We start from the raw sequence: 26,052 nt of genomic DNA on the forward strand, positions 1-26,052 counted from the left end.
CTCCTTTAATTCCTTGATCTTCCCCCAAGGATAAGGAATCACGGGAACAAACGGCGAGATCCGGGGCAACGATCAGGCGGCGCGACGCGTGGCGACCGCGTCGGCGAGCGTGTGCAGGAGCTGCTCAGTGCGGTCCCACGGCACGCACGAGTCGGTGACCGACTGGCCGTACACGAGCTGGTCGAGCGGAGCGGGCTTCTGGTGGCCGGCCACGAGGAAGCTTTCCATCATCACGCCGAGAATGCCCTGTTCGCCGGCCGCAATGCGCGAGGCGATGTTCTCCACGACCTCAGCCTCGACCTTCTCGTCCTTGCCGCAGTTGCCGTGCGCCGCGTCGATGACCAGGCCATGCTCGCTCGGACCGGACGCCTTCGACTGTTTGAGGTCGGCAAGCGCCTGCGCCACGGATTCCGCGTCGTAGTTCGGGCCGGTGTTCGAGCCTCGCAGCACGAGATGGCAATCCGGATTGCCCTTGGTCTCGGCGGAAATGACACGACCGTCAAGGTTGATGGACAGGAAGTGATGCTCGAACGCGGCCGCATAGCACGAGTCGGCGGCCGGCTTGATCGAACCGTCGGTGGCGTTCTTGAAGCCGACCGGCATCGACAGGCCGGACGCGAGCTCGCGGTGTACCTGAGATTCAGTGTTGCGCGCGCCGATCGCACCCCAGCTGATGAGGTCGCAGATGTACTGCGGGGTGATCGGGTCGAGCCATTCGGTCGCAGTCGGCAGGCCCAGCGACAGCACGTCGGTGAGCACCTTACGAGCGAGCCACATGCCCTTGCGGATGTCGAACTTGCCGTTGAGATCGGGATCGTTGATCAGGCCCTTCCAGCCGATCGTAGTGCGCGGCTTCTCGAAATACACGCGCATGACGATGAGCAGACGGTCGTTGAGTTCCTTGTTGACCGCGGCGAGCCTGGTCGCGTACTCGTGCGCGGCCTTGGGATCGTGGATGGAGCACGGGCCGACGATGACGAGCAGACGGTCGTCACGACCGTGCAGGATGTCGCGGATCTGCTGGCGCGACTGCAGGACGAGATCGCTCATCTCGTCGGTGAGGAGCAGTTCCTTGAGGAAATAGCGCGGGGCCGGGATCGGGTCGAGCTGGCGGATGTTCACGTCGACCGTTTCGGGAAACACGGCGTTCTTGCTTAAGCGACGCTCGTCCTCGGAACTGTCCGGACCGCGAAGACCTGCCATCGTGATGCTCTCCTCTGCTTTTCTCCTACGTACAGCGATACCGAACATAGGATAGCCGAGGGGTGCGGAATGGGGAAATTCGGGACTGGAATGTGGATATGGGATGCGAGTATGCGACCTTCGCGATTTTGTGGAGGTGGTTGGGTGTACGCTCCCTCAGTCTCGCTGTGCTCGACAGCTCCCTCAGCCGAGGGAGCCGAGGAGTTGGCGTTTTTGCTTTGAATGGCCTTCGCGAATATGCGCGTGGCGGTTTTTGCTCGCTGAGTGGGTGTTCAGCGAGCAAAAACCGCCACGCGGGATAGCTCTAGAAGCCAAGCCTTGCTGGGCTTACGCAATTACGGACTCGCCTACGGCGAGGCTGTTTTCTGCCCTCGCTGTACCGCACGGCTTGTCAGCCGTGCGCTGAGCCTACGGAAAGTCCACTGGACTTTCCGCTTGACGGCTCAGCAGCTCGGGCGCTCTCGCCTGATCGAGCCCGCTGGGCTCGATCAAGCGAGAGCGCCCATCGGGTCCCAAGCCGGAAGCATCGTGGCCGGCTCGTCGAGGGCGGCCTGGTATTCGGCGGGGAGCATCGCCTTCGGGACGGCGACCTCGTAGACGTACTCGGTGAACCAGTCGTCGCTCATGGTGAAGTAGCCCTTGTCGGCGATGTCCTTGCCCCACGAGTTCTCGACGCGCCAGCGGCGGGTGGTCTTGCCGTCCTCGGCCACGTCCACGCCGACGAACGCCATCGCGTGGTTCATCGCGGAATCGCAGTAGCGCACGCGATCTTCCTTGTTCAGGTCGAAGTCGAAGTCGTACACCTTGTCGTACTCGAACAGGTCGGTCGCCCATGCACCGTTGACGCGGTCCATGAACGGGCCGCAGTCCGCGCCGAACCACACCGGGATGCCCTGCTCCTCGAGGATCTGGCGCACGCAGTCCTTCATGAACTGGTTCGGCACGTTCAGGTACTCGGTCGGGTCGCCGCCCGCCACGTTGCCGAGGTGCTCGATGCCGATCTTCTTGCCCTTGGCGTGCTCCTGACGCGGATCGTCCACGAGGCACACGTAGCTCTCGAGATCGGCGGAGCCGACGTACTTCTTCCAGAACTCGACCGGCGTGATCTCGCCGTCGCGGTGGAACTCGCCGTCCTTGTCAGTCCACTCCCAGTCGAAGGAGACCGGCGGCTCGCCGAGGTGGATGGTCAGGATGCGGTGGCCGGCGGAGGTCGCCTCGGAGACGATCTCGGCGGTCTTCGCCTCATCACCAGCAGCCGCGAACAGGTGCGCAACGGCAGTGTGCAGCATGTGGCGCAGCTGCGTGTTCATCGGGCCAGTGTTCTTGGAGGACTCGGTCTCCGGGAACAGGTCCTTCGGCACCGCGCCGTACTTCTTGTACACGTTCATGGCCATCGTCCACTGGCCGCCGTCGCCCATCACGTCATCGAGCAGGTGCTTGATGAGGCGGGAGTCGTTCGGCTCGCCAGCGGCCACGAGGGCGGCCACGTCCTTGAGGAAGTAGTTGACGCGCTCGAGCTTGTCGTAGTACATCGCGTAGTTCTGCGAGAACTCGAACTCCTTCAAGTTCATGTTCTTCTTGGCGACGAAACGCGCGACGTTCAGCGAGCTGAACAGCCAGCAACGGCCGGAGCGATCCTGGTGCGTGACCTCGCCGTTATCGACGATCGTCGAGAAACGACGCTGCAGCAGGCGGGCACGGTCGTAGTTGCGGGCGACCTTGTCGATGCCGGCCGCAGTCACAGCGTTCATGGCGAGACGGTTGGTGCCGTCCGCATCGAATTCGTCACGCAGCTTGCCCAGCGCGTCGGCGCTCAGCGCGGTGATTTCGCTCATGCGATCTCCTTTGTATCGAAATGATGGACCTGCGTGCTGCGGCAGGCCCGGACATGCCACGGCACCCCGTGCGCGGGCGGTCAGATTGACCGCAAACCGCAGGCGCGGGGTGCCGTGACGACAAACAGTGATCAGTCTACTCGAAGCGTGTTACCGCTCACTTCGCGTCGGTGGAACTGGACTCGTCGGCCGGGGCCGCATCGTCGTCGCCGGAGGCGGGCGCGGTCTGATCGGCGTCCGGCTTGCCGTCGGCATCGTCACCGTCGACCGGCGCGGTCATGAAGTTGCCGAACGCGCTGGCGAACATGGCCTTGAGCTCGGTGACGCGCTGCGTGATCGCGGATTCGCGGTGCTGCAGCTCGGCGATGTGCGCGGTCAGACCGTCGATCTCGGACTGCGCGGCCTGGCGGCGCTCCTCGACCTGCGCGGCGGCGTCCACATCGGCCTTGTGCAGGATCTCGGCGGCCTGGGACTGGACCTCCTTGCGCTTGGCGGCCGCGTACTCGTCGGCCTCCTCGCGCACGGTCTTGGCCTTGCTGATCAGCTCGTCGGCCTCCTTCTTGGCGGCGACGCGGCGTTCCTCGAGGTGATCGAGCAGCGCGTTGACCTTCTTCGTGGCGTCGTCCTGCTGGGCGGCGATGTCGGTGCGAATCTGCTCGACCTCAGCGTTGACCTGGCTCATGGTCTTGGTGCAGTGCACTTCGGCCTCGTCCAGGATGCCCTGCGCCTTCGCGTTGGCGGCGTCGGTGATCTCGGCGGCCTTGCGCTGCGCGTCGGAACGCATCTTGGAAACCTGCTCGCGCACATCGGCGAGCTTCTTGTTCGCCTCAGCCAGCGCGGCTTCGATCTGGTCGTTGTTCTCGGACTTGAGACGGGTGATCTCCTCGCTGGCGGCCTTGCGCTGCGCGGCGATCTGCGCGGTCGCGGTGGCCTTGAGCTCGCTCAGCTCACGCTCCTGCTTGGCCTTCTCGGCGGCCATGCGCTTGGTGTGCTCCTCGCGGGCGTTGTTGATCTCGAGTTCGGTGGTCTGGCGCTGTTCGGAAACGATCTTGGCGGTCTCGCCACGCAGCTGCGCGGCCTCCTCCTGCGCGGTGGTGGTCGTGGTCTGTGCCTGCGTTTCGGCGTCGTGCAGGATGGACTTCGCCTTCGCGTTCGCGTCGTCGACGATGTGCTGCGCGTCCAGGCGCGCGTTGTTGATAAGCGTCTCGGCCTGGGCCTGCGCCGCGTCCTTCGTGGACTGCGCGTCCTGCTTGGCGCGCGAGAGCAGCTCGGCGCTGGTCTGCTCGGCCGAGGCCAGCATCTGCTGCGCGTTCGCGCCGAGCGAGGCGAACGAGTTCTTCTGCGAGGACTTCTTGTTGCGTTCCTCCTGCAGCTGAGACTGCAGGCTCAGAATCTGGCGGTCGTACTGCTGGATCTGCTCACGCAGCGAGACGAGCGTGCTCTGCGCCGTATCGAACGCCTCGTCCACCTTGTCCTTGTCGTACCCGTGCCACACGATCGGGAACCGATCCACCATGCCAACATCCTTTCAACCATCTGTTCAGACACCCCAGCCCCGAACGGGACCATCCACGCCAGAACTTTAGCGCATTTGAGCTGAATACATGCTGGGAGACGCGTATCCTCACAGAAGTCTCATGCTCTGTTCGACCAAAAGTCAGTCAACGGCGTGATTCGCGGCGTTTCGCGACATGTGTATGCTCACCGATCACGCCGTCGGTACGCGAGAGTCACGCGTCTGACGAAGTCCCGCGCAACCGCGCATGCCCCCGTACAACCGCACGCAGCGCTCATGCGATCAGGATGTCGCCGGACGACGGCTCGAGCCGGTAGCGCATCGTCTCGCGGATCACGTCGCCGCAGGCCGCGACCAGACGGTCGATCGGCAGACCGTGACCGTCCGCGACCGCATGATCCTCGGCGGCGCGCGGCAGCGAGACGAATCCACTCAGCGCATGATCGCGTTTCGCCGTCCAGTCCATCAGCCGGTAGAACAGCGAGTTGCACACGAACGTGCCCGCGTCGGAGCTGAGCGACGCGGGGATGCCGTCGCGCGTGAAATCGCGCAGGATCGAGCGCAGCGGCAGACGCGTCCAATACGCGGCCGGACCGTCCGCACGGATCGGACCGGTGGGAGGAACCATGCCGTCCGCGTCCGGCCGACCGTTGCTGATTTGGTTCGTGGCGCATCGCTCGAGCAGTACGCCGCGGGCCGTGTGCTTGAGTCCGGTCGCGATGACGATGTCGGGACGCACCGATTCCAGCGTGTCGTGCAGGGACTCCCATGCGCGCGTATAGCTGACCGGCAGGCTGACCGCGTGCACGGCAAGTTCGATCCCGTCCGGCAGGTCGGCCACACCGCGTTCGGCGAGCGTGCGCGGTACGTCGACGCACGGGTTCACGGCCACGCCGTCGTAATGGTCGAATCCGGAAATCACCACGTTGATCTGCTGCATGATGCTGTCCTCACGGCTCGGTTCTGTTGGGTCTGGCTTGGATCTGCCTGTTCGCGCGGGCTATCGGCGCATGCCGCGCGCGGCCTCGGCGAAGATCGCGTGCATGCGGGCCTTGGCCTCCTCGCGGGTCATCGAGGTGTGTTCGGACGGGCCGAAGGAGGCGGCGTCACCGGACAGATATCCCGTCGAAGCCGGATGGTCGGCCGGCGTGCCAGGAATGTGCGCGGACGGTCCGCTCGCCACGCCGCCGAGTCGTTCGGCCGCGATCCGTTCCGCGGTCGGCATGTCGGCGAGCGTCGTGATCTTGAGGTTCGACTCGCTGCCGTCGACCACGGCGACCGCCGCGTCAGGCAGATAGTCGACGACGACGCGCGTGTCGTCGGTCGGGTGGAACGACGGATCGGCCGACGCGAGTTCGTACGCTCGGCGGATCGTGTCGAAGCGAAACGCCTGCGGGGTCTGCGCGCGGAACGTGTGCGGACGGTCGGGCACCTGACGCACGACCTTACGTCCGTCGCGGAATTCGGTGAGCAGCACGGTGTCGGTGCTGGCGAACGCGACCGTGGCCGCATCGAGTTCGTCGAGCGCGTCGATGCAGCCGTCGATTGAACGCTGTTCGACGAACGGACGCACCGCATCGTGGATGAGGATCTTCGCATCGGCCGGAATGCCGGCGTCGGCGAGCGCGCCCAGCGCGGCCTCGGTGCTGTCGACGCGTTCGGCACCGCCGTTGATGATCATGCGGACCTTCGGATAGCCGGCCTGTTCGATGAGCTCCTCGACAGTGGCGCGCACGGTCGGGTTGACCACGACGATGATGTCGGTGATGCGCGGGTTCGACTCGAACGCCTCGATGCTCCAGCACACGATCGGCTTGCCGCCGACCGAGACGAGCTGCTTGGGATTGGCCGGGTCGAAGCGCGTGCCGAAACCGGCCGCCAGCACGACCGCGACCACGGGTACGTTGGATGCTCTCTTGCTCTGACTCATACGCACCACCGTAACTGCTTGGCAGACAAGTGTGGCGTGTGCCACACCTTCTGCACGGAATATGCGCGGTTGACGAGCCTCCGCCGCGCGACGCTACTGCATCATGACGAGCGCAAGCAGACGGCCCTCACGCGTCTTGCCGGCGAGCGCGGCGCGGCGGTGCGAGTACCACAGCGGGTTTTCGAGCGTGCACATGCTGTGGCTCACGTTCGCGATGCGTTCGGCCAGAGACGTCGGGCCTTCGCCGTCCGACGTGCACAGCGCGGCGAGTTCGGGGTCGGCCTCGAGGTACTGCGTGGCCGCGTGGATGCGCGGCATGGAGTCGACGACCTGGTTCACGCCGGCGAAGGCGAGGTCGATCATCGCGGCTTCGGCGATGTCGATGCCCGTACCACCGAAGCGCGTGGTCGTCTTGGTGAGCGGGAAACGGTTCTGGAATTCGTCGGCGATCTCATCGCCGACCTCGTAGCAGTCGCCGCAGATGCGGGGGCCCAGCGTGGCGACGATGCGGCCGCGTTCGGCGCCCTTGGCGACCATCAGATCGACGGTCTCGCCGATCACGCCCTTGACCAGACCTCGGCGGCCGCAGTGCGCCGCGCCGATCACGCCGGCGACCGGATCGGCGAACAGCACCGGCAGACAATCGGCGGCGAACATGCCGAGCGCGACGCCCTTGCGGCTGGTCACTTGGCCGTCGGCCTCGACCACGGTCGGCTCGTCGGTACCGTCGGCGGCCAGGCCAGGCGTGCCGGACACGTCGAATCCGAACGGCGTGTTGAGATGCCACGATTCGTCCACGTCGACCGCCGTCGCGGAATGCACCTGGCTGACCAGCGACAGGCCGCAGCCGAGCTGCTTGGCGAGCGCCACGCGGTTCGCCTCGATCGCAGCCGGATCGTCGCCGGACTTGCCGCCGAGGTTGCAGTCGCCGAAGTCGCCGGCGCTCACGCCACCCAGTCGCGTCGTGTACACGACCGTCACGCCGGGCGCGAGCGCGATCGGGATCGTCACCGGAATCGGATTGCCGGTCTCATCGGTCGGGCTGATCGCATTGCTGTCAAGAATCTCGTCGTCATACTGCTGCTCATTGCTCATGGTTCCCATCCTAGCGGGGCCACGGGGCCAGCCCAACGGCACCCCGTCTCATAATCGTCCCGTTCATCCATCATCCGAACCGACGCCGCACCGGCATCGGCCGCTTTCCACCCAAGGTCATCCACGCCGAATGTGGATAACTCCGACCGTTCGACCACATACCCCGGTTTTCATTGCGTGCAGCGCAGACCTCACCTTACCTTCGTCGTATCGGATACCACGCGACGAAAGGATCACCATGCCTCGGATAACCGTCCACCCCTGCCCAACGACAACCAAGGTTGCGACATGAACTATACTGATGACCAACCGATCATTCTCAATAGTGCGCGCAAATCGCATCTGATCAGGGGAGTCATCGTTTCTCCTGTTCCGGATGACGTCATACTGCATGCGTACGCGCACGGTGAGGATGTGGGAGCGAACACCGATCGAGACCCGCCGACCTACCTGGTGGTCGACCCCGATCCGCAAGGCAACCGACTCTACGAGATCGGCTACTTCGAGGCTCCATACGGGGCCGATACCGGCAGAATCATGATCTGTCATGCCATGCCGGCCCGTTACAGTTACCAAATACGGTATTGGCACGCGACTCGGAGGTGACCATGGAGACACAGACGCACGCCGACGAACACCATAACGGAGTACGATTCGACCGGTCATATTATGAGCGGCTCGGCGAACGAATCAGCACGGATATGGAGACGACGGAGTATCCCGAACCAGCCGACATCTCCGACGATCCGAATCCCGGGGCGCGACTCAAGCGGCTCGTCTATCAGAAGAAGGTCTTCGAGCAGGAAAACAGGCGGCAGACCCGCATCATCGTGGATGAGCTGCGTCGTCGCGGCGCATCGTGGAACGTGATCGGCAAACTCATGAACATCAGCGGCGAGGCCGTACGCAAGCAATACAGCCGCTGATAGTCGGCAACAAAAAGGGTGTGATCGGGAAATACTATTTCCCGATCACACCCTTCATCAGATATCACAGCATAGGAGAACGATCAGTCCTCGAACGCTGAGCCGTTAAGCGGGAAGCCCAGTGGGCTTCCCGTAGGCGAGAAGTGAGCGGCGTGCCGCGAAGGATCCTTTTGAAGACGATCAGTCTTCAAAAGGATCAAAGTCGCGACGCACGCGGCGGCGCGGGCGCTCGGTGCGCTCCACGCGGTCGGCGCGGTACTCGCCGTAGTTCTCGTCGGTGGCGTAGCGCGGGTTGCGGTCGTCGCGACGCGAGGAACGGCGCGGACGATCATCGCGGTCATCACGGGACGAACGACGGTCGTCACGACGATCATCACGATCGTCGTAGTCGCGATCGGAACGACGAGAGCGACGCGGACGATCATCGTAATCGCGATCGTCGCGGTCATCGCGAGCCGCACGGCGGTCGTCACGACGATCATCACGATCGTAATCGTCGCGATCGGAACGACGACGACGCGGACGATCATCGTAATCGTCATCGTGATCGTCGCGGCGTGAGCGGCGCGGACGGTCGTCGTAGTCGCGATCGGAACGACGGTCGTCACGGTCGCGGCGCGGCGCACGACGACGGTCGTCACGATCACCGCCGCGGTCGCCGCGGCCACCACGGCCGGCGCCGGATTCCTGATCCTCGAAGCCCGGGATCGCAAGGCTGATCTTGCCACGGTCATCCACGCCCTGCACGACGACCTCGACGGTGTCGCCTTCCTTGAGCACGTCCTCGACCGCGTCGATGCGCTCGCCGTTGGCGAGGTTGCGGATCTGCGAGATGTGCAGCAGGCCGTCGGTGCCCGGGGTCAGGTTGACGAACGCGCCGAACGACGTGGTCTTGACGACCTTGCCGTTGTACGTCTCGCCGGCCTGCGGCACGTGCGGGTTGGCGATCTGGTCGATGATGGCCTTGGCCTTCTCGGCCGCCTCGCCGCCCTCAGAGGAGATGAACACGGTACCGTCATCCTCGATGGCGATCTCCGCGCCGGTGTCCTCCTGGATCTGGTTGATGTTCTTGCCCTTCGGACCGATGATCTCGCCGATCTTGTCGACCGGGACGGTGGTGGTGATGATGCGCGGGGCGAACTCGCTCATCTCAGCCGGGCCGTCGATGCACTCGTTGATGAGGTCGAGGATTGTGGCGCGGGCCTCGTGCGCCTGCTGGAGGGCGCCGGCGAGGATGTCGGCCGGGATGCCGTCGAGCTTGGTGTCGAGCTGCAGCGCGGTGATGAACTCGGAGGTGCCGGCGACCTTGAAGTCCATGTCGCCGAACGCGTCCTCGGCACCCAGGATGTCGGTCAGGGTCTTGTAGATGTGCTGGCCGTCCACGTCGCCGGAGACGAGGCCCATCGCGATGCCCGCGACCGGGGCCTTCAGCGGGACGCCCGCGGCGAGCAGCGACAGGGTGGAGGCGCACACGGAGCCCATCGAGGTGGAGCCGTTGGAACCGATGGCCTCAGAGACCTGACGGATCGCGTACGGGAACTCCTCGCGGCTCGGCAGCACCGGCACGAGGGCCTTCTCAGCGAGGGCGCCGTGGCCGATCTCGCGGCGCTTCGGGGAACCGACGCGGCCGGTCTCGCCGGTGGAGTACGGCGGCATCTCGTAGTTGTGCATGTAGCGCTTGGTCTGCGGGCCGGAGAGCGCGTCGATCTGCTGCTCCATCTTGAGCATGTTCAGCGTGGTGACGCCCAGGATCTGGGTCTCGCCGCGCTGGAACAGGGCGGAGCCGTGGACACGCGGCACGATGTCGACCTCGGCCGACAGGGTACGGATGTCCTTGAGGCCGCGGCCGTCGATGCGGTAGTCCTCAGTGAGGATGCGGCGACGCACGATCTGGCGCTGCAGCTCCTTGAACGCGTTGCCGAGTTCCTTCTCCTTCTCGGCGTCGTCCATGTCGGTGAACTCGTTGGCGAGGATCTCGCGCACGTGCTCCTTGATCTCGTGGATGCGGTCCTGGCGCGGCAGCTTCTCCGCGATGGACAGCGCCTCGTTGAGGTCCTCGTGCGCGATCTCGTCGATGCGCTTGTACAGTTCGTCGGTGTACTCCGGGAACAGCGGGAACTCGCGGGTCTCCTTCGCGGCCTTGGCCTTGAGCTCGTTCTGTGCCTCGCAGATGACCTTGATGAACGGCTTGGCGGCCTCGAGACCACCGGCCACGACGGTCTCGTCCGGCTTGGTCTGGCCCTCGTCGTAGATGAGGTGCCAAGCGTTCTTGCCGGCGCCGGCCTCGATCATGGCGATCGCGACGTCACCGTTCTCGATCACGCGGCCAGCGACCACGATCTCGAACACGGCGCGCTCGCGCTCGCTCCAGCGAGGGAACGCGACCCACTGGCCGTCAATGAGAGCCAGACGGACACCGGACACCGGGCCGGAGAACGGCAGACCGGAGATCATGGTGGACGCGGAGGCCGCGTTCAGCGCGATGACATCGTACGCATCGTCCGGGTTGATGGCGAGCACGGTCTCGACGACCTGCACCTCGTTGCGCAGCGTGTGCGGGAACAGCGGACGCAGCGGACGGTCGATGATGCGGCAGGCGAGAATCGCCTCGCTCGACGGACGGCCTTCGCGGCGGAAGAACGAGCCCGGGATCTTGCCCGCGGCGTACATCTTCTCTTCCACATCGACGGTCAGCGGGAAGAAGTCGTAGTTCTCCTTCGGGCTGGAACCGGCGGTGGTGGTGGACAGGATCATCGAATCGTCGTCGAGGTAGGCGGCCACCGCGCCGTCCGCCTGCTGCGCGAGACGACCGGTCTCGAAGCGCAGCGTGCGCTTGCCGAACGATCCATTGTCGATAACGGCCTCAACGGCCTTGATTTCGGGACCCTCCATAGGGTTCCTCCTTTTGTCTTCTGTTATTTTCCTACTGCTGTGCCGAACCTGCTGCCATGGCTGTCATGCCATCCGTTCGGCCAAGCCATTCCTCTGCCATGCGTGCGTACTTGCGTACGCTGTCTGCCGATCGTGGACGGTCCGTCGCGCGTCTCTTCCTCCCGACGTCTGCCGTCCGTCCTCATTCGTGTTCGGTGCGCGGGACTCCCCCGCGCCGTTCCTCTGTCAGATTCCAGACTTAGTTATATGTTGCGTTTCACCCTCGGACAACCGCACCCGGCCACTCGGCCGTATCGTGCCTTGCAATACCACGCAAAAGCGCCCGAGCACAAGTGCCCGGGCGCAAAAGTTGTTATCGGCGCAGACCCAGCTTCTCGATCAGGGCGCGGTAACGGTTGATGTCGACGCGCTTGAGGTAGTCAAGCAGACGACGACGGTCACCGACCATGAGCAGCAGACCACGACGGGAGTGGTGATCGTGCTTGTGCTCCTTGAGGTGCTCGGTCAGGTCGGCGATGCGCTTGCTCAGCAGCGCGACCTGAACCTCCGGCGAACCCGTGTCACCTTCGTGGGTAGCGAACTTGGCGATGATTTCCTGCTTTTCTTCCGTCGTAAGTGCCACGGAATCCTCCTTATGTTGCTGCGCGGTGCACCCGGCCTTCTGCCGGTGCGCTCTCAATCCGCGGGCGAAACACGCCAAGGGGATAGTGTACGTGGCGGTGCGGACTTGGCGAAAGACCCCGCGGCCCGAGCCGTCACACCGCGGTGAGCAGTCCGCCGAACATCACGACGAGCAGCGATGCCGCCTCGATCACGAAGAACAGGATGAACGACGCCCAGCTGCGCGTGAGCACGTTGAGCGGAGACTCCTTGCGGATCGCGATCAGCAGGCCGACCCACACCACCGCGTAGGCGGCCATGCCGAACCCGGCCGCGATGATGCCGAGGTTCGTTGCGTTCGCCAACGGCGCCGCCTCGCCGTACACCACGTACGTCGAATACCAGAAGTTGATCTTGAGCAAACTCAGTCCGGCGACGAACTGCTCGGCGGCCAGTCCGATCACGAACACGATGCGCCACAGCCACGTACGCGACTCGACGATCGCCATGCCAAGACCGGTCAGCGCAACCAGCGTGACCGTCCACGAGAGGAACGCGAGTCCGCGCGGGTCGAACGCGCTCATGTGCGCAACCAGCCAGTCGGTATGCCGGGCAGCGAGCATGCGACCCAGCCAGTACGGCGCGATGATCGCGGCCATGACGGCCACGACGTACGCGGCCCACTGCGCGGGATGCGAGCGGCGGCGTTCGATGTCGGCCAGCGACAGGTCGGACTCGGGAATGGACGGCGTGGGATGGCGCGAGACGCTGACCTCCTCGACCTTGCCGTCGACGATTTCGGTCGCCTCGTTCGACTCGTTCGGCTCGGTTGCGGAGGCCGGCGCAGCTGACTTGGCCGTGGCGATCTCACTCTGTTCGGCATCCGTCACGTTCGTCGATCTCGTCAACCCTGCCATGCGACCGCCTTTGCCTTGAATGTCCTGCTGCGTCCTGCGTGACCACTGTACGCGGCACGCGCAACAAAAAGGTCGGGAATCCTTGCCACGCTTGGATTCCCGACCTTCTCGACCGGAGCGGATGACGGGAATCGAACCCGCGTAATCAGTTTGGAAGACTGAGGCTCTACCATTGAGCTACATCCGCGTGCCGCTTTCGGCGACTTGTGCCATTATACACACATCGGCGAAAGCGGCAACTCGACCCGACGAAATCGTCTATCGCACGACGATCTTCGCCTCGTACGGCTCGAGATCGGCGTCCATCGCATTCATGATGCCCTGCGAACCGTTGAGGTGCACATGCTGCGGATATCCGGAGAAGTTGAACAAGCCGACGATCACGCGCTCACCCTCACCGGTCTTCTCGTCACCGTCCACCTTGCGCACGACTGCGAGCACCGCGTCGTTAAACGTATCCCAAGTCGACACCCACGCATCCGGCGCGAAGCACGGATCGTCGCGCATCTCGCGCAGGCTCTCCATGCCCTCCCACAGCTCGTTCTGGAGCGTGCCGGGCGTGTTGCGCAGCGCGGCCTTGTCCCAATCGAACTTGCTGCGGTGCAGGTTGCGGCTGTCCTCGATGCGGTCCGGATCGTCCTTGTAATCCCAACCGTTGAGCTGCGCGATCTCGTCGCCGCAGTTGAGCATCGGGAAGCCGCGCAGGAACGCCATCGCGCGGTGCATGAGCAGGTCGCGCTCCACGCCGCGCTCCAGCGACGGCTTGTCGTGCGTGATGATCGCCTTCTCGATGCCGGTGAGGCTCGCGGTGGTGCCGCAGCTGCGGGCGTCGCGGGTCGCCTCGTCGTAGTTGTACAGTTCGCCCATCGACCAGCTGCCCGGCACCGCGCCCTCGTAGAAGTGGTACAGGAACTCCTTGTGCTTAAGCGGGTCGATGCCGAGCTCCTTCTCCACGTCCTCGTCGAGGCCCCAGCCGATGTCGTCGTGGCAGCGCAGGTAGTTGACGAACCAGCAGTTCTCCGGCAGGGCGTTGAGCTTGTCGATCTGCGCCTTGAGCAGACGCGTGTCCTGGCTGGCGAGCGCGCTCCACAGGTTCACCATGATCGACACGTTGTACAGCATGTGGCACTCGGGGGCCTCGGGCGTGCCGAAGTACGCGGCGAGCTCCTTCGGGGCCATGACGACCTCGCCCTTGAGCACCACGGCCGGGCACACGCATTCGAGGATGATGCGCAGGATGCGCACGATGGTGTGCACGGTGGGGAGGTTCCGGCAGTTGGTGCCGAACTCCTTCCAGATGTAGGGCACCGCGTCGATGCGGAACACTTCGACGCCGAGGTTGGCGAGGTGCATCACGCTGCTCATCATCGCGACGAGCACCTTCGGGTTGCGGTAGTTGAGGTCCCACTGGAACGGATAGAACTGGGTCATGACCCACTTGTGCATCTGCTCGTTCCACGTGAAGTTGCCGGGCGCGGAGCCAGGAAAGACCTGTGGCACGACGGCGTCGTACTGGTCGGGGATGGTGCGGTCGTCGTAGCAGAAGTAGTAGTCCTGATACTCCGGGTCGCCGGCCTGCGCGGCCTTGGCCCAGCGGTGCGTGGACGCGGTGTGGTTCATCACGAAGTCGAGGCACAGGCTGATGCCGGCCTTGCGCAGCTTCTTGGTGAGGTTCGCGAGATCCTCGTTGGTGCCGAGGGCCGGGTCGACGTTGTCGAAGTCCTCGACCGCGTAACCGCCGTCGTTGTTCGGGTGTGGCATCTGCAGCAGCGGCATGAGATGCAGGTAGGTGAGCTTCTGTTCCTTGAGATAGTCGATCTTGTTCGCGAGCTTCTTGAGGTCGCCGGCGAACAGGTCGGTGTACATGGTCATGCCGAACATGTCGCCGCGCTTGTACCATTCGGGGTCTTCCTCGCGCCTGACGTCCAGCTCGCGCAGGTCCTTCGGGCGGGCGGCGGCCGCGTCGGTCATGGCGGTGACGAGTTCGTTGAAGGCGTCGGCGTCGTGGTACAGGCTCATGAAGAGGCGCTCGAGTTCGTCGCGGTGACGATCGAAACGGACCTGGAAGATGGCATCCGGGGTGGCGTGCTTCGCGGTTGCGGTCATGGTGAAACTCCCTCGTTCCTAACGGTGGACCGGCTTCGCGATCAGGTGCGCCAGTCCTGTGCTGTGCTCGCAGTCGATTATGTCAAACCGGTTCGACATCGAACCGATTCGACACGCGTCTTGCTCGAATCCTGTTCATCTTGATTCAGGCATTCCGCAAGACGGTCGCGGAATCAGTCAAGGATCGTGACGGCGGATGCGACGGGGCCATCGTGGGACAGGGAGATATGCCAGTGGGCGGCGGACTGATGATGCGTATCATCGGCGGGCAGCGATGTGAGGAACGCCGATGTGACCGTGCCGGAGAGCACCACGTGCGGGACGCCGCGCGAGTCGTCAAGGATCTCGATCTCGCGCCACGGGAGGTCGTCCAGCGTGAACGGGTAGGGGCGCTCCCCCAGCGCCTCGCACCACGCCTTGAGAACCGACTCCTTGCCGGCCCATTTGGCGGCCAGATGCACCGCCTCCCCGTCGTGCTTGGCTTGGGCACGGGCCGCGGCCTGGCGCAGCTCGCGGGCGGAGAACAGGCCGCGCATCCGCGAGCCCGGTTCGGCCAGCTGCGCCGCGAAAGCGGCTACATCCACCACGTCGTGCCCCAATCCCAGCATTCGGCAACCTCCCGCGTCTCGCACCGCATGGCACGGTGCACTCCTACTATCAAATAGATGGTATGCACCGTTGAGATGCACCTGAGCGGCGCATACCGTCTATGAAGAAGATATGCGCCGCTCAGCGAGCTAGGAGGTGCATATCGTCTAGTCACCGGATGGTGAGGACCACCAAGGTGCTCCTCAGCGGAGCATCTCAACTACCGACCAGCCGATAGGCACTTCCCAGAGACCCGTCACGCGGTGAGTCAGGCTTCGAAGAAGCCGGACTTGCCGAGGCGGGCGTCATTATCCAGCAGCATGGCCTTTTCGACCTCGTGGGCGTCGTAGCGCGTGCCGTCGGGCAGACGCGTGCCGTCCTTGCGGAAGCGACGCTCCTCGATCGGCTCATAGAGCGCGGCGTGGCCCATCATGCCTTCCTCGAGGCGACGCTGACCGGCGGCCAGTCGCGCGTTCGCGCGATCACGCCACGCATCCAGCGCGTCCTCGCCGTCCACATGCGCGACGGCAGCCTCGAACGCGCCCGGGTTCACGATCGCCACGAATCCGGACACATGCCCGAAGCCGAGCGATGTCGCCAGACCGGCCTTGATCGTACGTCCAACGGCAGCCGAACCAGTCGCGGCCGAACCAGCACCGGCACCGATCCGCAGCGGCGTGCGCAGCCATACCATGTGGTCGTCGCGCGCCAGCTTCGGATCCACGCAGTCGAGCGCCGCGTTCGCCGGAATCACGCCGGTGCGGAACAGCTGCGTGAGCCCGTTGATCTGGAACACGCACGCGCCGCCCTTCGCATGGCCGGTGAGCGACTTCTGCGAGATGACGAACAGCGGGTTGCCGTCGGTGCGGCCGATCGCGTGCGCCAGTGTGTTGTGCAGTTCGGATTCGTTCGGATCGTTCGCGTTGGTGGACGTGTCGTGCTTGGAGACCACGGCGATGTCGTCCGGCGTGACGCCGAGCGCCGCCAGGTCGCGCACGAGCTGCGAGTCGCGACCGCCGCGACCGGCCGCGAGCGCGCCGAGTCCGGGGGCCGGGATCGACGTGTGCGCGCCGTCCGCGAACGAGTGCACGTAGCCGACGACGCCCGCGACCGGCAGTCCGAGCCGCGCCGCGATGTCGCCGCGCGTGAGCAGGATCGTGCCGCCGCCCTGGGACTCGACGAAGCCGCCGCGGCGACGGTCGTTCGCGCGGGAGAAGAACCGCGCGTCGATGCCCTTGCCGTACATTTCGGCGGAGTTCGCGGTGGCGTTCATGTTGCCGAAGCCGATCACGGATTCCACGCCGATGTCGTCGATCGCACCGGTGACCACGAAGTCGGCCTTGCCGAGCTTGATCTTGTCGAAGCCCTCCTCAAGCGAGACCGCGGCGGTGGCGCAGGCGGAGACGGGCTGGACCATGCTGCCGTAGCCGCCGATGTACGACTGCATGACGTGCGCGGCGACGACGTTCGGCAGCGCCTCCTGCAGGATGTCGGTCGGGATCTCGTGGTTGAGGAAGCGGTCGAGGTACAGCTTGCGCATCGACATCATGCCACCAAAGCTGGTGCCCTGCGTGCTCGCCACCATCGACGGGTGGATGGCCTGCAGGATCTCGACCGGCGTGAATCCGGCGGACAGGTACGCGTCCACGGTGGTGACGATGTTCCATAGCGCGATCTTGTCGACGTCGCCGACCATCGAGGCGGGGATGCCCCACTTGACCGGGTCGAATCCGGTCGGGAACTGGCCGCCGACCGTGCGGGTCATGGTGGCGCGGCGCGGCACGCGGATCATCGAGCCGGCCGTACGGGTCACGTTCCACTCGCCGGATTCGCTGTCACGGGCGATGGTGGTGTGGTCCGGGTCGAGCGCGACGTATTCGCGGGCGGCATCCTCGGTCGGCACCGAGAAGGTGACGTCGTGGTCGAGGTAGACCTCGGCCTCCTCCTCGTCGTTACCGTGGCGGCCGCCGTCGGACGAACGGTAGTCGTCGCCCATGCCGTCCTCGAACGGGCGGATGCCGGAGCGCGCCACGACCTCGTCGTGATAGCGGTCGTGGATGTCCTCCTCGGGCACGAGGTTGCCGTCGGTGTCGTACCAGCCGGGCTTCGGGCTGTCCTGCCAGGTGAGCAGTCCCATGTTCCACGCGAGTTCGAGGACCGCGCCGGCGGACAGGTCGACGGTGCCGTCGGAGTGGATGCCGAGTTCGGCTTCGGCGCGGGTGCGGCCGGAGCCCCACGGGCCGAGTTCGCCGATGGAGACGATCACGACCTCGTCTTCCGGACGCGCGGTGACGGTCGACCAATCGGCCAGGTCGACGGCCGGCTGAGCGGGCACGTTCGGCGTAGGCAATGCTTTGAGCGTCATTCCGGCAGGATTCTCGGCTCCCTCGGCTGAGGGAGCTGTCTGCGCAGCAGACTGAGGGAGCGTAGAAACTGAAACGCTCGACGAAGCTGCGACAGCGGAAGAGGATCGACCTTCGGTCGCGTTGTTGTTGGCGGCTGCCGCCACAGACGCTCCCTCAGTCACGCTTCGCGTGCCAGCGTCCCGCAATTGCGGTCGGCCTACGGCCGCGTCCAGTCGGCTCGCTGTCGCTCGCACCTCGCCTACAAACGCCGCCGGCGTTTGCTTCACGGTTCGGCCCTCAGCCGAGGGAGCCAAGGCTACCGCCTGCCGCTGAACCGCATCCGCCTCCGCTTCCGCGCGCAACGCGCGGATGTCGAGCGGCTGATCACCGAGTCCGCCGGTCAGATCGACGTCGAGCGGCGCGACTGCCGCGGCCGCGCGCGATTCCGCGGTGCACAGATCGAGCAGTCTATCCGCGATTTCCGCGGTCGAGTACGTACGGATGCCGTGCTTTTCGACGACGGCGACGAGCGGATCGTTGCCGCCCATGAGTCCGGTGCCGCGCACCCAGCCGATCTTCGGATGGGCGAACGTCACGCGATCGGACCACACGCGTTCGGCATGTGCACGACGCACGATCGCGTCGAACGCGGACTTGACCTCGCCGTACGCGCCGTCGCCGCCGAACACGCCGCGGTTGGGCGAGCCGGGCAGCACGACGTGCATCCTGTGCTGCACGTCGGTGTCCGCGCCGATCTTCGCGAGTCCGGCGATCGCGCGTTCGACGCCCCACAGCATGAGGCGCGCCTGCGATTCGAACAGTTCGCCGGAGTCGGCCATCGTGCCGCGCACCGGCGGTGCGGCGAACGGGAAGAACAGGGTCGGCTCGTACGCGGGCTTCAAGACCGTGGTGGTCGCACCGCTCGTCTTCTTCTGTTCGTTGCCGATCCAGTCGACGAGAGCGTCGACGTCGCGGTAGCTGGACAGGTTCGCGGGGACGAGCCAGAGCTTCGCGTCACCAGTTGCATGAGTGCGGTACGTGAGCTTCGCCCACGCCTTGACGGACGGCTTGAAGCTGTGCGACGTGGCGATGACGGTCGCGCCGCCGGCGAGCAGACCTGCGACGACCTGCGCGGCGATCGAGTTGGGAGCGACGCCGGTGACCACGGCGATGTCGCCCGCGAAGCGGGATGCGGCCGGGTCGTCAGACGCGGGTTCGAGCGCTTCCGTCGCGATGCGCTCGAACGCGGTCTTCAAAGCGAAAGCGGTTTCTTGGACGGATCGAGTGTACGCTCCCTCAGTCAGCCTTCGGCTGCCAGCTCCCTCAGCCGAGGGAGCCGAGGCATCCTGGCTCCCTCGGCTGAGGGAGCTGGCAGCCCGCAGGGCTGACTGAGGGAGCGTAGAAGCCACCGCATCAACACGCTCTGCGAACCAGCGGGCTTCGTCGGCGACGGGCTTGCCGAGGCCGCGGAAGCTGCCGGCGAGCAGCGCCGGGTTGTTGTCGTAGAACGCGCGGGCGAGGTCCTCGCGGGCGGACGCCCAGCGGTCGTCGAACAGGATCGCCTTGTTCGCGTCGAAGCGCGGGCTCACCTGTTGCGGCCAGTCGGAGCCGAGTTCGGCGGTGACGGTCGCGACCACGGCCGCGTTGCGTGCGGCTTCGTCGGCATCGAAGTCGACGGCCGGTGCGCTGATACCGAGTTGGTTGAGCACTGTACGAGCGGCGGTGGCGAGCACGCCGTTCTCGCCGGTCACCTTCGCGGCGAACGCGTCGAGTGCGGCGGAATCGACCACCGCACCGCCCGCGGCACCGCCGGCGGACGGCTTGGAGACGGCCACGCCCTTGGTCTGGCCGACCAATGCGACCGCGTCATCGATGAGCTGATCGGCGGCGGCCGCGTTCGCGACGGCACCGGTCGGCAGCTTCGCGAGATCGCCGCCGCGCGAGCTGACGCCCTCGCGGGTGTCGAGCAGCAACGCCGCGGTGGTCGCGGCCACCCAGCCTTCACCGAGCTGCCACGCGCCGGTCACGCGGTCGCGGATATGCGACGGCTTGACGCCGGCCGCGCCGAACAGAGAGCGCAGACGGTCTCGGATGATGTCGGAGAGCACCGCGCCGAACGGCTTGTAGTTCGGGGCGGCCTTGTTGACGATCTGCGCAAGCTGCGTGAGCGTCGCCTCGGCCGCGCCGTCGACGCTGGCCACGCCGAGTTCGGAGCTGATGTCCATGAGCAGCTGGTTACGGCGGGAGGAGACGCCATTGGTGAGCGTGTCGGTGGTGTCGGATGCGCCGATCTGGTCGAGACGCACCTTGGCGGAGTACGCCATGAGCACGCCGATCGCGTCGGATGCCTTGAAGGGGAGGTCGCTGACAGGGCCGCTCGGTGCGGAGCCAAGCTCGCTCACGGCACTGGAGGATTCCTTGGCTCCCTCGGCTGAGGGAGCTGTCTGCGCAGCAGACTGAGGGAGCGTAGAAGCTGAAACGCTCGACGAAGCTGCGACGGCGGAAGAGGGACGGCCTTCGGTCGCGTTGTTGTTGGCGGCTTGCGCCGTGGACGCTCCCTCAGTCACGCTTCGCGTGCCAGCTCCCTCAGCCGAGGGAGCCGAGGCTACCGCCTGCTCTTGAACGTCATCAACCTCCGGCGCGAGCGAATCGGTGTCGGTCATGTACACGCGTCCCTCGTCGCGGCCGACGTTGTACACGGCCACGGCACGGTCGGCGAACTGCGGCAGGCGCAGCGTCTTCGTGCCGAGGTTGGCGAGCGTCGGCGCGTTGCCAAGGCCGACCTCGACGTACTCCTCCACGCCGAGTCCGCCGGCCGCACGGTCACCGAACATCAGCGCCTGCGTTTCGATCCAGCGTACCGGCGAGGCGAACTGCCAGCTGAGCAGCTCGGTGAGCAGCAGTCGGCCGAGCTTCTGGTCGTCAGCGGCATAGGAATCCCACACGGCCGGATCGTCGAGCGCGGCCTTGATGCGCTCGGACGGCACGACTTCGAGGATCGTCGCCGCGAATGCGCGGGTCATTTCGAACGGCACGGCCACGAGGTTCGGAATGTAGCGGCCGACCAGGCGTCCGCGGTAGTCGATGTAGGCGGGCAGCAGCGCGTCGAGCTTGTCGCGGAACTCCGGCACGCCCTTGCGAAGCAGCGTGGAGTGGAACGGCACGTCGATGCCGGGCACGAGCATGAACGGCGGCTTGCCGCCGTATTCCTTCGCGCGGCGGCTGGCGTCGGCCTGCAGCGCCTTGAGTCCGGCGATAGTGCCGGCGATCGCGTACTGCTGGCCGGCGAGGTTGTAGTTGACGATCTCGAGGAATTCGCCGCTCGCCTTGGCGACCGACTCGACGTACTCGCGCACGCCGTCGTCGCCCACGCCGAACTGGTTCGGACGCAGCGCGCCCATGCGGTAGTTCGAGCGGCCCTGCGCGTCGCGGTCGATCAGGTGGTGCATGGTCGAGCCGCGGTGGAACACGAGTTCAAGCACGGTCTCGAGCGGGATGACGCCGGCGAACGAGCTCAGCGCGTTGTATTCGCCGAGCGAGTGGCCGGCGAAGTACGACGGCCAGATGTCCGCGCCGGCCTCGCGCAGACGCGCGGTCTGGGCGAACGCGACGGTCGCGAGCGCGACCTGCGTGAACTGCGTGAGGTTGAGCAGCCCGTCGGGGTGACGGTAGGTGACGCCGTTGGCGGTGAGTTCCTTCGGGTTATCGCGCACGAGGCCCAGGATCGAGAAGCCGAGCTTGGACCGGGTAAGCCTGTCGGCACGCTCCCACACGTCGCGGGCGGCGGCGGACTTGGCACGCTCGTCGAGCACCATGCCCTGCTTCTGGATGCCCTGGCCGGGGTAGACGAACGCGCTGATCGGCGCACGGGTCACGGCTGTTCCACGTGAAACAAGCGCACCGTCGATCTTGCAGGTGACCTCGAGCGCGAGGCCGCCGTGACGCACTTTGCCGACGCGTTCGACGGCGATTTCGACGCGGTCACCCAGCTGGACCATGCCGTACATGTTGTACGTCCAGCCGGCGATCTCGTAGTGCGCGCCCTTGATATCGGTCGCCTGTGCGACGTGCTGGGCGACTGCGGACAGCCACATGCCGTGCACGAGCGGGGCCTTGAGACCGGAGATGCGCGCGCCGCGCACGGAGGTGTGGATCGGGTTGAAGTCGCCGGAGGTGCGGGCGAACGCCGTCATGTCGCTCGGCGCGGTGACGGTGACGCGGCGAAGCACCCTGCGAGACGTCGGCGCGATCTCGAAGCGATCCGCATCGGCAATGCCACCGTTGTCAGCCGTGCCAGCGTGTGCATTACTTGCAGTCGTACGAATCGCCGGCCAATCGCCGTTGTCGGGCGCCGGCGCCGGCAGCGCGTCGGAGTACGCACGGCCGCGGATCGCGAACCGCTCGGTCTCGTGCGCGAGCGCTGTGCCGTCGGCGGCGGTGTGGATGACGTGGATGGTCACGACGCGACCCGAGGCCGATTCGGCGTACGGTTCGGCCCACGACGTGAGGCTGATCGTTTCGCCGACGTGCCCCAGCAGTTCGGATTCGGTGACGTCGAGTTCGATGAGATGGTCGAGATGGACGGCGTTGAGCAGTCCCTCGATGATCGGGAAGCCGTCGACCATGACCGAGCCGAGCGCCGCGTAGATCGCTGGCCATGCCGGGCCGACGAGCGCGTCGGGCGCGATGCGGGAGGAGACGAGATCCTGCGGCAGCTGGCCCGCGGTCGCAGCCTCATGGTCGAAGCCGAGGTTGGCCGAAAGGGTGTAGTGCGCATGCGCTTCGCCGAATGGCGCTCGAGATGCGTCGTCAGGTGCGACGCTCCCCCAGTCAGCTTCGCCGACAGCCCCCTCAGCCGAGGGGGCCAAGGACACTTCAGCAGGCGCCTGGATGGAGGGCATCGCATCGAGCCGGTCGCCGGTGATGGCGGTGTTGCCGATGCCGGCGGTGGCGGCGAGCATCGCGTAGACGTGTTGGGGCAAACGTTCGCGGTCGACGACCGGCAGCAGACCGGATTCGGCCGGGCGCACGTTGAGCGGAATCACGATGTCGCGCACGGCGTGCTTGGACAGACCGCCGTCCGGATCGTGATCCCAGTACGTGTCGAGGTGGATGTCGAGATCGAGCAGAGTCGCGCCGTCGCGCTCCCCAACCTTGGTGATCTCGTAGTCACGGTCGCCGACCGCGGTGCCGTATGCGGGGTTGGTCATGAGATGGCCGACCCACGAGATGTTCGGGGCCTTGCGAACGTATGCCTCGGCGCTGTCCGCGCTTCCCAGCTGTGCGAACGCTGTCACCGCGCGATCGGCATCGTCGCGACCGTCATCGGCCGCCGACTCGCCGGCCACGCGGTCGACCATCGCGGATTCGAACCGGCCGAGGATGTCGGCGATCGGCTCGTTCACGCTCGTGATGCCTGCCACGGAGATCGGCCCCGGGATCACACGTACCGAATCGGCGGAATACCGGGCGTCTTCGGACTGCCACAGCTGATCCTGGCCCCACCAGCGCAGCAGGTCGTGGTCGATCACCGGCACGAACGGCATCGGCTTCGGATACTCGCGCACGAGCACCGGGAACCACGCGGCGTCGGCTGGCACGACGGTCAGCGTGCGCGCCTGCGGATACGCGGCGGCGAGCTTCGCGATCGCGGCGGCCGGGTCGGATTCGACGTCGGCCCGGGATGCGAACAGCGACGTGATCTCGCCGTGGTCAACGTCGCTCACGCGCGCCTCGATGCGCTGCAGCAGGTGCAGGAAACGGTCGGCGTACGTCGGGTCGACCCACGGGAACGCGAGCTCGGCGAACCGCTGCGCCCACTCGAGGTAGGTCATGGTTTCGAGATCGCCGAAGTACGGCTTGGCGGTCTTGTCAAGCGCGGCGATGATCTCGCTGCGGCGCGACTCAAGCTCCTCGGGGTGCTTCATGACGCGCACGAGCAGACGGCCGCACGCAGCGGACGAGTTCTCGACCTCGTAGATGTCGGCGTGCAGGTGGCTCAGACCCGAGGTCATGCCGCCGACGTCCTTGCCGCTGGGGACCCAGCGTTCGCCGAGCGGGGCGAACGGGTCGGCGTCGGCCGCGGCGTCCGCCGTGATGCCGGGCGTAGCGACGAGCATGCGCTTGACTTGCGGGCTGGTGTGCGCCTCCTTGGCGGTCATGGCGGCGGTGCCGACGAGCACGCCGTCCACCGGCATCTTCGGCCGGCCGTACGCGAGCGCCCAGTCGCCACAGATGTAGTCGGCGCCGCGTTCCGGTGTGCCGATGCCGCCGCCCGCGACGAGCACGAGGTTGCTCTGTTCGCGCACCTGTGCATACGTGGTCAGCAGCAGGTCGTCGAGCGACTCCCAGCTGTGGTGGCCGCCGGCGAGTCCGCCTTCGACCTCCATGATGATCTTGGCCGGGGCGACGGCCTTGGCGATGCGGATCACCTGGCGGATCTGGTCGACGGTGCCGGGCTTGAAGCACACGTACGGGAAGCCGTCGGCGTTGAGGTCGTGGATGAGCGAGACGGCCTCGTCGAGTTCGGGGATGCCGGCGGAGACGACCACGCCGTCGATCGGTGCGCCGGACGCGCGCTTCTTCGGCACGATGCGCGTGCCGCCGAATTGCAGGTTCCACAGGTAGCGGTCCATGAACATCGCGTTGAATTCGACCGTGCGGCCTTCCTCGAGCAGTTCCTCGAGCTTGGCGACGTGACGGTCGAACACGTCGGCGGTCACCTGGCCGCCGCCCGCGAGTTCGGCCCAGTATCCGGCGTTGGCCGCGGCCGCGACGATCTCGGGGTCGACGGTGGTCGGGGTCATGCCGGCGAGCAGCACCGGAGCCTTGCCGGTGAGTTCAGAAAACCTGGTGCGAACCTTGTCACCGGCCGGCGTGTGCAGCACCACGGGTGCAAACGTTCGCCAGTCCTGCGTGCGGGCCGGCTCGCTCTCCAGCGTGGAGAGCGCGGTGCGGTCGGCGGCGGTGCCGGCTTCGACCACGCCCACGCCGGTGCCCTGCGCGACGGTGGTGATGAGCTTGCCCACGGTCGTGCCGGGGCCGAAGTCGACGATCCACAACCGCGCCGGATCGGTGGCCTCAAGCGCTTCACGAACACGCGCGGCCCAGTCCACATGGTTGAGCAGCACTTCGGCGGCGAGTTCACGCGCGTGATCGGCGTTCAGGCCGCACGCGGACGCCCACGCGACGGTCTGTTCGACCGCGTCGGCCATGAGCGGGCTGTGGAACGGCAGCGTCACGTCGAGGTATTCGAGCGTCGGGTCGAACACGCGGCCGCCGCGCACCTTGTCGGCACGCAGCTTGGCCTGCTTCTTGTGTTCCTTCTCGGCAGCGAGCGCGAACGCGGCGAGGTCCTGCGGGTAGCCGGACAGCACGACATGGTTCGCGGAGTTGGTGACGGCCACGGCGATCGGGCCGCGCACGGCCGGGTTCTGTTCGACGCGGGCGATGAGCGCGTCGACCTGCGCGCGCGTCGCGTCCTTGACCGACAGCATCGGCGTGGCCGGGCCGGAGTCGGAAGCCGCACCGGCCGATGCGAGACGCGGCACGAGCGCGAGTTCGCGGGCGCGGCGCGTGCCGGCGATGCCGATGAGCTTGGCGATGGCGAGGATCTCGTCGATGTCGGCCGCGGCCGCGTCGATCGAACCGGCTTCGCGGATCGCGCGCACCATGTGCACGGCGAGGATGCCCTGCGAGTGGCCGAGCACGGCGAGCGGCTTGGCGGTGGCGACGTCGTAGCCGAGCGCGGCCGCGTCGATCAACGCGCCGAGCTGGCTGAGCGCGATGCCGGGCACGGAGACGGACGCGTCGGCCGCGGCACCGAGCTTGGCCGAATTCGCGTTCGCCGCGGCGACGGCGAACACGTCGAGCGACTGGCCGGTGGTGGCGAGCAGATCGGCGGCGACCAGCGCGAGCATCGCGTCGGCGACGGCCGCGTGGTCGTGCAGCGAGGCGTTCAGCGTCGGATCGACGGTCTGTTCGTTCAGCGCGGCCGTCCACGGCGCGGACTGACCGGCGAACGCGAGCGCATGCGGCTCGCCCGCCAGCTTGTTCAGAAAGAATGTGGTCATGAAAGTTCCTTTACATAGGTTGATTGG

14 protein-coding genes and 1 tRNA gene are annotated in these 26,052 nt (G+C 66.1%); 2 read left to right on the top strand and 13 right to left on the bottom strand.

The genetic code is table 11. From position 1 onward, the window contains the following. Window positions 1–72 precede the first annotated feature (72 nt). The 6 genes from JS541_RS01565 to JS541_RS01590 form a co-directional block, all read right to left on the bottom strand. A complete protein-coding gene (locus JS541_RS01565; RefSeq protein WP_217625302.1) occupies window positions 73–1,203 on the bottom strand; it encodes a 3-deoxy-7-phosphoheptulonate synthase in 1,131 nt (376 codons plus the stop codon). A 488-nt stretch (window positions 1,204–1,691) separates the two neighbouring features. Then, window positions 1,692–3,038 (bottom strand): C1 family peptidase, encoded by a 1,347-nt coding sequence (locus JS541_RS01570; RefSeq protein WP_214372570.1) that lies wholly within the window; start codon window positions 3,036–3,038, stop codon window positions 1,692–1,694. A 157-nt stretch (window positions 3,039–3,195) separates the two neighbouring features. Next, complete coding sequence (locus JS541_RS01575) at window positions 3,196–4,554, bottom strand: DivIVA domain-containing protein (RefSeq protein WP_214372571.1); 1,359 nt, start codon at window positions 4,552–4,554, stop codon at window positions 3,196–3,198. 274 nt (window positions 4,555–4,828) lie between these two features. Further along, entirely contained in the window at window positions 4,829–5,494 is a 666-nt protein-coding gene (locus JS541_RS01580) for a pyroglutamyl-peptidase I (RefSeq protein ID WP_214372572.1), read from the bottom strand. Between the two features lie 60 nt (window positions 5,495–5,554). Next, window positions 5,555–6,484, bottom strand: coding sequence for an IspD/TarI family cytidylyltransferase (locus tag JS541_RS01585; RefSeq protein ID WP_214372574.1), 930 nt, complete (start codon window positions 6,482–6,484; stop codon window positions 5,555–5,557). 93 nt (window positions 6,485–6,577) lie between these two features. Continuing rightward, the gene (locus JS541_RS01590; RefSeq protein ID WP_214372576.1) at window positions 6,578–7,579 is read right to left on the bottom strand and encodes a polyphenol oxidase family protein; all 1,002 of its coding nucleotides are present in this window, start codon (window positions 7,577–7,579) and stop codon (window positions 6,578–6,580) included. 288 nt (window positions 7,580–7,867) lie between these two features. Here JS541_RS01590 and JS541_RS01595 point away from each other — a divergent pair, with 288 nt between their 5' ends. Both JS541_RS01595 and JS541_RS01600 read left to right on the top strand, forming a co-directional pair. Beyond that, window positions 7,868–8,185, top strand: a complete 318-nt coding sequence (locus JS541_RS01595) for a hypothetical protein (RefSeq protein ID WP_214372577.1) — start codon at window positions 7,868–7,870, stop codon at window positions 8,183–8,185. 2 nt (window positions 8,186–8,187) lie between these two features. Beyond that, complete coding sequence (locus tag JS541_RS01600) at window positions 8,188–8,505, top strand: hypothetical protein (protein ID WP_214372578.1); 318 nt, start codon at window positions 8,188–8,190, stop codon at window positions 8,503–8,505. 180 nt (window positions 8,506–8,685) lie between these two features. Here JS541_RS01600 and JS541_RS01605 read toward each other — a convergent pair whose 3' ends face one another. The 7 genes from JS541_RS01605 to JS541_RS01635 all read right to left on the bottom strand — a co-directional run bounded on the left by JS541_RS01605 (window position 8,686) and on the right by JS541_RS01635 (window position 26,025). Next, window positions 8,686–11,397 carry a polyribonucleotide nucleotidyltransferase gene (locus tag JS541_RS01605; protein WP_214372579.1) on the bottom strand — a complete coding sequence of 904 codons (2,712 nt, stop codon included), beginning with the start codon at window positions 11,395–11,397 and terminating at the stop codon, window positions 8,686–8,688. A gap of 352 nt (window positions 11,398–11,749) precedes the next feature. After that, window positions 11,750–12,019: a 30S ribosomal protein S15 gene (rpsO, locus tag JS541_RS01610; RefSeq protein ID WP_214372580.1), complete on the bottom strand. Its 270-nt coding sequence runs from the start codon at window positions 12,017–12,019 to the stop codon at window positions 11,750–11,752. Window positions 12,020–12,152: 133 nt separating this feature from the next. After that, window positions 12,153–12,914 (bottom strand): hypothetical protein, encoded by a 762-nt coding sequence (locus tag JS541_RS01615; RefSeq protein WP_217625303.1) that lies wholly within the window; start codon window positions 12,912–12,914, stop codon window positions 12,153–12,155. Window positions 12,915–13,030: 116 nt separating this feature from the next. Beyond that, window positions 13,031–13,101: transfer RNA gene (locus JS541_RS01620), tRNA-Gly, on the bottom strand. A gap of 71 nt (window positions 13,102–13,172) precedes the next feature. Further along, window positions 13,173–15,020: an alpha-amylase family protein gene (locus JS541_RS01625; RefSeq protein ID WP_214372581.1), complete on the bottom strand. Its 1,848-nt coding sequence runs from the start codon at window positions 15,018–15,020 to the stop codon at window positions 13,173–13,175. A gap of 173 nt (window positions 15,021–15,193) precedes the next feature. Then, window positions 15,194–15,628 carry a holo-ACP synthase gene (locus tag JS541_RS01630; protein ID WP_214372582.1) on the bottom strand — a complete coding sequence of 145 codons (435 nt, stop codon included), beginning with the start codon at window positions 15,626–15,628 and terminating at the stop codon, window positions 15,194–15,196. A 248-nt stretch (window positions 15,629–15,876) separates the two neighbouring features. After that, entirely contained in the window at window positions 15,877–26,025 is a 10,149-nt protein-coding gene (locus tag JS541_RS01635; RefSeq protein ID WP_214372583.1) for a type I polyketide synthase, read from the bottom strand. Between the last annotated feature and the right edge of the window lie 27 nt (window positions 26,026–26,052).

Source organism: Bifidobacterium sp. SO1 (genome assembly GCF_018555335.1).
In the GTDB taxonomy this organism is placed as follows: Bacteria; Actinomycetota; Actinomycetes; order Actinomycetales; family Bifidobacteriaceae; genus Bifidobacterium; species Bifidobacterium simiiventris.